This is a genomic window from Streptomyces katrae, assembly GCF_000966975.1.
Classification (GTDB): domain Bacteria; phylum Actinomycetota; class Actinomycetes; order Streptomycetales; family Streptomycetaceae; genus Streptomyces; species Streptomyces katrae.
Map to the genome: position 1 here is coordinate 1 of NZ_JZWV01000563.1, position 9,560 is coordinate 9,560.

General features: G+C 70.7%; 9 protein-coding genes and 1 pseudogene. All 10 read right to left on the reverse strand.

Features of this window, described 5'->3' with window-relative positions; translation table 11 throughout:
- Positions 1 to 756, reverse strand: a 756-nt coding sequence (gene dinB / locus VR44_RS20440; protein ID WP_094191786.1) for a DNA polymerase IV, incomplete at its 3' end; no start/stop codon positions are given.
- Between the two features lie 90 nt (positions 757 to 846).
- Positions 847 to 1,485 (reverse strand): MerR family transcriptional regulator, encoded by a 639-nt coding sequence (locus VR44_RS20445; RefSeq protein ID WP_094191782.1) that lies wholly within the window; start codon positions 1,483 to 1,485, stop codon positions 847 to 849.
- 196 nt (positions 1,486 to 1,681) lie between these two features.
- Positions 1,682 to 2,155: a bifunctional nuclease family protein gene (locus VR44_RS20450; protein WP_007262890.1), complete on the reverse strand. Its 474-nt coding sequence runs from the start codon at positions 2,153 to 2,155 to the stop codon at positions 1,682 to 1,684.
- 63 nt (positions 2,156 to 2,218) lie between these two features.
- A pseudogene (ftsR, locus tag VR44_RS20455) lies at positions 2,219 to 3,012 on the reverse strand (transcriptional regulator FtsR).
- A 48-nt stretch (positions 3,013 to 3,060) separates the two neighbouring features.
- Positions 3,061 to 3,900, reverse strand: a complete 840-nt coding sequence (locus tag VR44_RS47355) for an FHA domain-containing protein (RefSeq protein WP_094191783.1) — start codon at positions 3,898 to 3,900, stop codon at positions 3,061 to 3,063.
- 130 nt (positions 3,901 to 4,030) lie between these two features.
- Positions 4,031 to 4,873, reverse strand: a complete 843-nt coding sequence (locus VR44_RS20465) for a DUF881 domain-containing protein (protein ID WP_045949003.1) — start codon at positions 4,871 to 4,873, stop codon at positions 4,031 to 4,033.
- Between the two features lie 5 nt (positions 4,874 to 4,878).
- Complete coding sequence (locus tag VR44_RS20470) at positions 4,879 to 5,211, reverse strand: small basic family protein (RefSeq protein ID WP_007262894.1); 333 nt, start codon at positions 5,209 to 5,211, stop codon at positions 4,879 to 4,881.
- Positions 5,208 to 6,113, reverse strand: a complete 906-nt coding sequence (locus VR44_RS20475) for a DUF881 domain-containing protein (protein WP_094191784.1) — start codon at positions 6,111 to 6,113, stop codon at positions 5,208 to 5,210. Before VR44_RS20475 ends, VR44_RS20470 begins: the two co-directional genes overlap by 4 nt.
- Positions 6,114 to 6,236: 123 nt before the next feature.
- Complete coding sequence (locus VR44_RS20480) at positions 6,237 to 8,735, reverse strand: mannose-1-phosphate guanyltransferase (protein ID WP_045949005.1); 2,499 nt, start codon at positions 8,733 to 8,735, stop codon at positions 6,237 to 6,239.
- A 101-nt stretch (positions 8,736 to 8,836) separates the two neighbouring features.
- Entirely contained in the window at positions 8,837 to 9,427 is a 591-nt protein-coding gene (gene clsA / locus VR44_RS20485) for a cardiolipin synthase ClsA (protein WP_045949006.1), read from the reverse strand.
- Positions 9,428 to 9,560: the final 133 nt, after the last annotated feature.

Consider the following 9,560-nt stretch of genomic DNA (forward strand, 5'->3'; position numbering starts at 1 on the left):
GTCCTCCACCGACACCGACTTGGCATCCCGCTCCGCGACCACCGGCCGGTCGTCCAGGCCCAGCGCCATCCGGTACAGGCCGACCCCGTGCGCCCGGCCCACCATCCGGACCAGCTCGTCCTCCCCGGCCTCGGCCAGCTCCCCCACGGTGGTGATCCCGGCCCGGCGCAGGTGCTCCCCGGTGGCCGGGCCCACCCCGGGCAGGGTCCGCACCGACATCGGGGCGAGCAGCTCGCGCTCGGTCCCCGGCTCGATCAGCAGCAGCCCGTCCGGCTTGGCCTCCTCCGAGGCCACCTTGGCCAGCATCTTCGATCCGGCCAGGCCCACCGAGCCGCTGAGCCCCGTCGCGGCCGTGATGTCGGCCCGCAGCCGCTCCCCCGTGGCCCGGGCGCTCGCGGAGTCGAAGGCCGTCCCGCCCGCCTCCAGGTCCACGAAGGCCTCGTCCAGGCTGAGGGGCTCCACCAGCGGCGACAGCTCGCGCAGCAGGCCCATGACGACCTCGCTGACCTCGCGGTAGAGGGTGAAGCGGGGGATCAGGTAGGCGCCGTTGGGACACAGCCGGCGGGCCTGGGCCGTCGGCATCGCCGAGTGCACCCCGAAGCGCCTGGCCTCGTAGGAGGCGGTGGCCACCACACCGCGCGGGCCGAGCCCGCCCACGATCACGGCCTTCCCGCGCAGACTGGGCTTCGACGCCTGCTCCACGGAGGCGTAGAAGGCGTCCATGTCCAGATGCAGGATGGTCGGCGCGGTTCTCACAGCACCGATGCTGCCGCATGCCACTGACAAGGCGGTGATCCGGCGTGGCCGCACCCGGCAGGCGTACCCGCCGCGCCGTCGGCTGCGGCGTCAGCCGGCCCGGTTCCGGCGTGCCGCCAGCTCGTCGGCCGGGTTGTGGCCCACCACGGTCTCCCCGGTGTCGACGCGCTCCCCGTGCAGCTGCGACAGCGCGTTCTCGACGTCCCGCCAGACCACGCCCACCGCGATGCCGAACACGCCCTGGCCGCCCTGGAGCAGGCTCACGACCTGGTCGGGGGAGGTGCACTCGTACACGGTCGCGCCGTCGCTCATCAGCGTCATGCGCTCCAGGTCCGAGAAGCCCCGGCCGCGCAGGTGCTGGACGGCGGTGCGGATGTTCTGCAGGGCCACCCCGGTGTCCAGGAAGCGCTTCACGATCTTGAGGACGACGACGTCCCGGAAGCTGTACAGCCGCTGGGTGCCGGACCCGTAGGCGGGCCGCACGCTGGGCTCCACCAGCCCGGTGCGCGCCCAGTAGTCCAGCTGCCGGTACGTGATCCCGGCGGCGGCGCACGCCGTCGGCCCGCGGTAGCCGACCTGCTCGGGGGCCGGGGCCTCGTTCACCGGTCCGACCGGTTTCGACGCCGGCTGACGGTGCGCGGAACCCGCCCCGCCCCCGAGGAGCGGGGACGGTCCACCGTCACTCCGTACGGGGACTCCCCCGGTCGTACCGTCGCCCGTGATCCTCACGCCGACCCTCCGTCCTTGACCTGCCACCTCGAAGGTAGGCAGTGACCAGGGGTGCGTCAACGATCGCCACACTCGGCACGCCGAGTGATAATCACCCTGAGAGTGGTTTCCCGTACCCCATCGCCGGGAAAGGCTACTCGAATGGGCTGAAGGTGCCGGGTGGGGCGACGCGGCCCTCACCGCGCGGGCTCCGGCCCTACTGCGGGCCCGTGCCGAAGTCCTCGGGAGAGATCTGGTCGAGGAACTCGCGGAACTTCTCCACCTCGTCCTCCTGCTCGTCGGGAATGGCGATTCCGGCGTCGTCCAGCACGCCGTCGCTGCCGTAGATCGGCGTCCCCGTCCGCAGGGCCAGCGCTATGGCGTCGGAAGGCCGCGCGCTCACCTCCACTCCACTGGCGAAGACCAGCTCGGCATAGAAGACGCCCTCCCGCAGATCCGTGATCCGGACCTCGGTCAGCTCCTCGCCGACCGCCTCCAGCACGTCCTTGAAGAGGTCGTGCGTCAGCGGCCTGGCAGGGGCCATCCCCTGCTGCGCGAAGGCAATGGCGGTCGCCTCCCCAGGACCGATCCAGATGGGGAGGTACCGGTCGCCTCCCACTTCACGCAGGAGCACGATCGGCTGGTTGGAGGGCATTTCCACCCGGACACCCACAACGTCGAGCTCGTTCACACAGCAACCCTAGGACCTGCCCGGCCGGTTTGGGTAGTCGGGGCCCGGTCGCGCCGTCGCCGTTCAGTGCAACCGCACCCCGAGGGCGCTCTGCACGAAGGCCTCGTGGAGCCTCACGGAGAGCCCCGCGAGCTCCTTCATCGTGGCCTCCGCATGTGCCCTGGTCTGCGGGTTGCGGTGGCGGCGCAGCGGGGCGACCACCTGTTCCACCAGGCCTGCCTCCCGGTCGGCCGCCGCCTTCATGGTCCGCAGGTGGCGCGGTTCGAGTCCGAAGCGGCCGAGATCGGCGATCAAGCGGGCCACGGCCACCGCCTCGGCGTCGAAACCGCCGCCGGGCTCCTCCGCGAGGAGCCCGTACGAGTCCCACTCGGCCCGTACGACTCCCACTCGGCGAGCTGTGCCTCGTCCACCTCGGCGGCGGCGATCAGCTCGGCCCGCCCGACCCGGGCCGCGGCCGGCGGCTCACCGCCCGCCTCACCGGACCCGCCGCCGCGCGCGGCGCCCTCCACGGACTCCCCGTGCGCGGCCGGGGCCGGAATCCGGACCTGCTCGCCCCGGTCCAGCGCGTCGAGCTGCTCGCGGATCACCTTCAGCGGCAGGTAGTGGTCCCGCTGGAGGCGCAGGATCCGCGCCAGCCGCTCCACGTCGCCGGTGCTGAACTTGCGGTATCCGGACGGTGTGCGCCGGGGCTCCACGAGCCCCTCGGCCTCCAGGAACCGGATCTTCGAGATCGTGACTTCGGGGAACTCGTCACGCAGCAGGTTGAGCACCGTGCCGATGCTCACCAGCTGCCCGGCCGAGCCGGCGGTGCCGGCGGCGCCCTTCTTCGGGGCGCCGCCGGTCGGGGTGCGCAGCATGGGACCTTCCCTCCGGAGGTCCCCCCGGAGGATCTCCGGGGGTGGGGGTCAGACGCCCCGCAGGCTGGCGTAGAAGACCAGCCGGTACTTGCCGATCTGCACCTCGTCGCCGTTGTGCAGGGCGACCGAGTCGATCGGCTCGCGGTTCACGTACGTGCCGTTGAGGCTGCCCACGTCGGCGACGGTGAAGCCGCCCTCCGGGCCCCGGCGGAACTCGACATGCAGCCGGGAGACGGTGACGTCGTCCAGGAAGATGTCGCTCTGCGGGTGCCGGCCCGCCGTGGTCAGCTCGCCGTCCAGCAGGAAGCGGCTGCCCGAGTTGGGGCCGCGCCGCACGATCAGCAGGGCGGAACCGGGCGGCAGTGCCTCCACCGCCGCCTGGGCCTCGGGCGAGAGCGAGGGCGAGACGTGCTGTCCGGTCGCCTCGGCCTCGTAGGCCTCAAGACCCGAGATCGAGATGGTGGACGTGGTCTCCGAGGCGCGCTCGGGCGTCAGGCCCGGACGCAGCGGCGCCCCGCAGTTGGAGCAGAAACGGCTCGCCGCGTCGCTGCGGTGCCCGCACCTGCCGCACGTCTGCCCCGCGGAGGCACTGGTGGCGTACGGGTCGGGGGCGTAGCCCCCACCCGCGTTCGGGGCTGCCTGGTCCCCGGAACCTATGCGCCCCGCAGCCGCGGGACCGCCGGCCGACGGACCCTGCGCGCCGCCCACCTCGTCACGGAAGAGCGGGCGGTCGCCCTGGCCCTCTCCGTCGCCGTGCCCCGCACGGTGACGTGCCGAACCGCTTTCCTCGCGGTTCTTCTTGCCGAACAACTTCTCAAACAACTTCACGGGCGATTCCCCTTGACCGAAACAGACCCGCCCGTGGGGCAGGACGAACTCCGCATACACACACCTGCCGACCCGGACATCCTGACAACGTCCGTAACCACCAGACAGTTTCCACCACGCACCGCGACTTCGGTGCGTCGACCCCCCGCAGGCGTCAGCCCGCGTGGGACCGTCCTCGCGCCGCCCCGTCTCACGGCGATGACGACCGAGCGTAGTCAGGCTGCTTCGCAGCCCGCAAGGCATCCACAACGATCTTCGCCGACCGTGTGACGGCGACCGTGGCCTGTTCCTTCTCCATGGTCTGCACGACACCGCCCGGGATGTTGAGCGCCGGCTCCAGATCCTGCGGTTTGCCGATCACCCTGAACTCATAGGCCTGTGTGATCTTCTTACCGTCGATCGCGACCCCGCCGCCCTCGTCCGAGAAGTACGAGCCCGCCACCACGCGCACGCCGTTGATCTGGATCGCCTCGGCCCCGGCCGCCCGCAGCTCCTGGAGGGTGTCCAGCAGCTGGTCGGAACGCACCTGGCCCTTGGCGTCGGTGATCCTCAGTGTGATGCCGGGGCCCTGTGCGGCCACGGTACCGGCCAGGATGCCCAGTTGGCGCTCCCGCTCGAGCGTCTGCTTGCGGGCCTCCTCGGCCTGGTTGGAGCTGCTCTGCAGCTCCTTGCGCTGGTCGTCCAGCTTCTGCTTCTCGTCCTCCAGGCGCTTGGTCCGCCCGTCCAGCTCGTCGAGGATCCGTACGAGGTCCTCCTGCCGGGCACCGCGCAGCGGCGCGCTGGAGTCGCTGTTGGAGCGCACCTGGATGGCCAGGCCGAGTCCCAGGACGAAGAGCAGCAGCGCGACGATCAGTTGGGCCCGGCTGAACCTCGGCGGCCACAGCCCGGCCGCCAGGCGCTGCCGGCCCGTCTGCTCCGGCTCCGGTTCCGGCCGCACGGCACCGGGAAGGGGCGCGTCCGGGCGCGGAGCCCCCGCGTCCTTCGGCTCCGGCTCCGCTCCCGGGTCCCCCTGCGGGACGTTGTCGCCACTCATCGGCCTCACGCCCGGAAGACGTGCCGGCGGATGGCCGCCGCGTTGGAGAAGATCCGGATGCCGAGGACGACGACCACACCGGTCGACAGCTGCGAGCCGACGCCCAGCTTGTCGCCGAGGAAGACGATCAGCGCGGCGACGACCACGTTCGACAGGAACGACACCACGAAGACCTTGTCCACGAAGATGCCGTCCAGCATGGCGCGCAGACCTCCGAACACCGCGTCCAGGGCCGCCACCACGGCGATCGGCAGATAAGGCTCCACCACGGCCGGCACTTCGGGGCGGACGAGAAGTCCGACCACCACTCCCGCCAGGAGGCCCAGTACCGCGATCACGACGCACCCTTCTTCGGCTCTTCTGCAGTAGCCGTCCGCACGGTCAGGCTCGACGCGGCCGGCAGTTTCGCCTCGTCCACCGGGGACAGGCTGTAGCGGATCCCGTAGCTCTCCTGCAGCACGTGCAGGTACTGCCCGTCCACGGAGTCCTGGAACGCGGTGCCGAGCCGCTTCTTGTCCCCGATGGCGAGGACCTCGTACGGCGGCACCAGTGGCCTGTTGTCGACCAGTATCGCGTCACCTGCGGCCCGGATCGCCGACAGCGCCGTCAGCCTCTGCCCGTTGATCGAGACGGCCTCCGCCCCGGACTGCCAGAGCCCGTTGACGATGCGCTGCATGTCCCGGTCCCGCACCCGGCCGGTGTCGGAGAACCCGGCGCTCTCGCGCGGACCGCCTCCGCCGCCCGACGAGGACCCCTTGGCATCGTCCACCACAAGCTTGACGCCAGGACCGTGCACCTCGGTTGCACCCGACAGCAACGCCACCAGCTGCGCCTGCCGGCCGCCCTGCTGCTTCAGCGCCTCGCGCTGGCGGTCCGCCACGTCGGTCCGCAGCCGCTCGATGTCCCGCTCCAGGGTGTCCGCGTGCCGGTCGGCCCGCTCCACCCGGTCGATCAGCTCCTGGCGCTCCTTGGCCAGCACGGGCGCCGTCGCCCGCGCCTGCGCCGCACCCAGCGTGACGACGAGGGCGGCGAGCACGAGCCCGGCGGCGAGCGCCAGCTTGGCCTTGAGGGTGCGCGGCAGCCCCGCCGTACCCTCCGCCTCGCGCCGCGCCGAGGCTTCCGCATAGCCCTCGTCGAGGCTGTGGTCCATCACGTGGGTCAGCAGCGACATGGACGCGTCCGGGCGCGCCGGCGGTGTGGCCGGACTCCGGTTGGTGGGCGGCTGCGGCATGCCGCACATCGTCGCACGTCGGCGCCGCCCACACCCAATGCGGCCTTCCGGCGGGCCGGGCCGGGTGACTGCCCGCTCCCGGCCCGCCGTACTCCCGTCCCCGTACGCACACCCGTACGGACGGCTCCGGTCTCAGTGCTGGCCGGCTCCGTCGACCACTGCGGCCCACTCGTCGAGCAGGGCCTGCGCGGACGCGTCGTCGGGACCCTCGGCCCACAGGTGGGTGACGGCCTCCGCCGGGTCCGGCAGGACCAGCGCCCACCGCCCGTCGGCTTCGACCACGCGCACGCCGTCGGTGGTGTCCACCTGCCGGTCCCCGGCCGCTTCCACGACCCGCCGCATGACGAGCCCCTTGGCCGCCCACGGGGTGGGCACGTCCCGCTTGAGGACGTGCGCCCGCGGAATGCGGGAGTCGATCTGGCTCAGCGTGAGCTGAGTGCGCGCGACCAGCCCGATGAGCTGGACGAAGGCCGCCGATCCGTCGAAGACGCTGCTGAACTCCGGGACGATGAAACCGCCCCGGCCGTCGCCGCCGAAGATCGTGGTCTCCTCGCGGCCCACCCGGGTCAGGTCGTCGGGCGAGGTCGTCGTCCACTCGACCTGGGTGCCGTGGTACGCCGCCACCTGTTCGGCGACCCGGGTCGTGGTCACCGGCAGGGCTACCTTGCCGCTGCGCTTCTCGGCCGCCACCAGGTCGAGCAGGACCAGCAGCGCCCGGTCGTCCTCGATGATCCGGCCACGCTCGTCCACGAGGGAGATCCGCTCGCCCACCGGGTCGAAGCGCACGCCGAAGGCGGCCCGTGCCGAGGCCACGATCTCCCCGAGCCGTACGAGTCCGGCACGCCGCGATTCGCCGCTCTCGGTCGGCCGGGACTCGTCGAGGCCGGGGTTGATCGTCAGCGCGTCCACCCCGAGCCGGCCGAGCAGGCTGGGCAGGACGAGGCCGGCGCTGCCGTTCGAGGCGTCCACGACCACCTTGAGGCCGGAGTCGGCGATCCCGGTGGTGTCCACCCGCCGCAGCAGGGAGCCCGTGTACGAGTCGAAGACGCTCGACGGGAACTGCAGGTCGCCGATCTCCCCGGGGAAGGCCCGGCGGTACTCCTGACGTGCGTAGACGCGGTCCAGCTTGCGCTGCTGCGCCTGCGAGAGGTCCGCGCCCCGCTCGTCGAGGAACATGATGTCCACCGAGTCCGGCACCCCGGGCGAGGTCCGGATCATGATCCCGCCCGCGGCGCCGCGGGCCGTCTGCTGGCGGGCCACGGGCAGCGGCACGTTCTCCAGGTCGCGGACGTCGATGGCGCTGGCCTGGAGCGCCGAGATCACGGCGCGCTTGAGCGCTCGGGCGCCTCGGGAGTGGTCTCGGGCGGTGGTGACGATCGCCCCCTTCTTGAGGGTGGTCGCGTAGGCCCCGGCGAGTTTCACCACCAGCTCGGGGGTGATCTCCACGTTCAGGATCCCGGAGACGCCGCGCGCGCCGAACAGGTGGGCCTGGCCGCGGGACTCCCAGATCACCGAGGTGTTGACGAAGGCGCCGGCCTCGATCGTCTTGAACGGGTAGACCCGGACGTTGCCCTGGACGATCGACTCCTCGCCGACGAGGCACTCGTCGCCGATGACGGCTCCGTCCTCGATGCGGGCGGCCCGCATGATGTCGGTGTTCTTGCCGATGACGCAGCCGCGCAGGTTGCTGTGCGGCCCGATGTACACGTTGTCGTGGACGACGGCCTTGTGCAGGAAGGCCCCGCTCTTGACGACCACGTTCGACCCGACGACGGTGTGCTCGCGGACCTCCGCCCCGGCCTCGACCTTGGCGTAGTCCCCGATGTACAGCGGCCCGCGCAGCACGGCGTCCGGGCTCACCTCGGCGCCTTCGGCGACCCACACCCCGGGTGAGATCTCGAAGCCGTCCATGTCGACCTGGACCTTGCCCTCGAGGACGTCGGCCTGCGCCTTGACGTAGCTCTCGTGGGTGCCCACGTCCTCCCAGTAGCCCTCGGCCACGTAGCCGTAGATCGGCCGGCCTTCCTTCATCAGCTGGGGGAAGACGTCGCCGGACCAGTCGACCGAGACGTCCGGGTCGACGTAGTCGAAGATCTCCGGCTCCATGACGTAGATGCCGGTGTTGATGGTGTCCGAGAACACCTGCCCCCAGGTCGGCTTCTCGAGGAAGCGCTCGACCTTGCCCTCTTCGTCCACGATGGTGATGCCGAATTCCAGCGGGTTCGGCACCCGGGTGAGGCACACCGTGACGAGTGCGCCCTTCTCCTTGTGGAAGCTGATGAGGTCGGTGAGGTCGAAGTCGGTGAGCGCGTCGCCGGAGATGACCAGGAACGTGTCGTCCTTGAGGGCCTCCTCGGCGTTCTTCACGCTGCCGGCGGTGCCGAGTGGCTTCTCCTCGTTGGCGTAGGTGAGCTCCATCCCGAGCTCCTCGCCGTCACCGAAGTAGTTCTTGACGAGTGACGCCAGGAACTGGACTGTGACCACGGTCTCGCTGAGCCCATGCCGCTTGAGCAGCCTGAGCACGTGCTCCATGATCGGCCGGTTCGCCACCGGCAGGAGCGGCTTGGGCATGCTTGAGGTCATGGGGCGAAGCCGTGTTCCTTCGCCACCGGCCATCACGACGGCCTTCATGTCGGAAGAGTCCTCCTAGAGAGATGACGGTCTGGCCGACCTCACCCGCCCCGGACGGTTACTCCGCTACTCCTCCGCGTCAGCACCGGCGCCGAGTGAGCTCAATCGGCCGTGGCGTCCGCCTTGACCAGACGGCGGACTTGCACCACGTAAAGGATTCCTGCCCACCAATAGAGCGTTGTACCCCAACCTGCGAACGCCCATCCGAAAACGGACGCCATCCAGGCCAACCACCCCGTACCGTCACTGAGCAGGAGCAGTGGGAAGGCGTACATCAGGTTGAAGGTGGCGGCCTTGCCGAGGAAGTTGACCTGGGGCGGCGGATAGCCGTGCCGGCGCAGGATCCACACCATGACCAGCAGCATTGCCTCACGGGCCAGCAGCGCGGCGGTGAGCCACAGCGGCAGGATGCCCCGGTAGGTGAGTCCGAAGAGCGTGGTCAGGACGTAGAGCCGGTCGGCGGCGGGGTCCAGGAGCCGGCCCAGTTTGCTGATCTGGTTCCAGCGCCGCGCGAGTTTTCCATCGAGGTAGTCACTGACGCCGCTCAGCATGAGCACGAGCAGTGCCCAGCCGTCGTGCTCGGTGAGGATGAGCCAGAGGAACAGCGGCACGCCCACGAGACGGGCCATGCTCAGGATGTTCGGAATGGTGAAAATTCGGTCAGTCTGGACCCGAGTCTCCTGGACCTCCACCCGGGGGCCTCCACTGTGACTGTAGAAATGTCGAATCTATGCTCCCCTGACCCTACAGGAGTCCACGACCGGCCCTGTAAACGCAGAAAAGCCCCGCACCATGAGGTGCGGGGCTTTCCCACAATGATTGTTC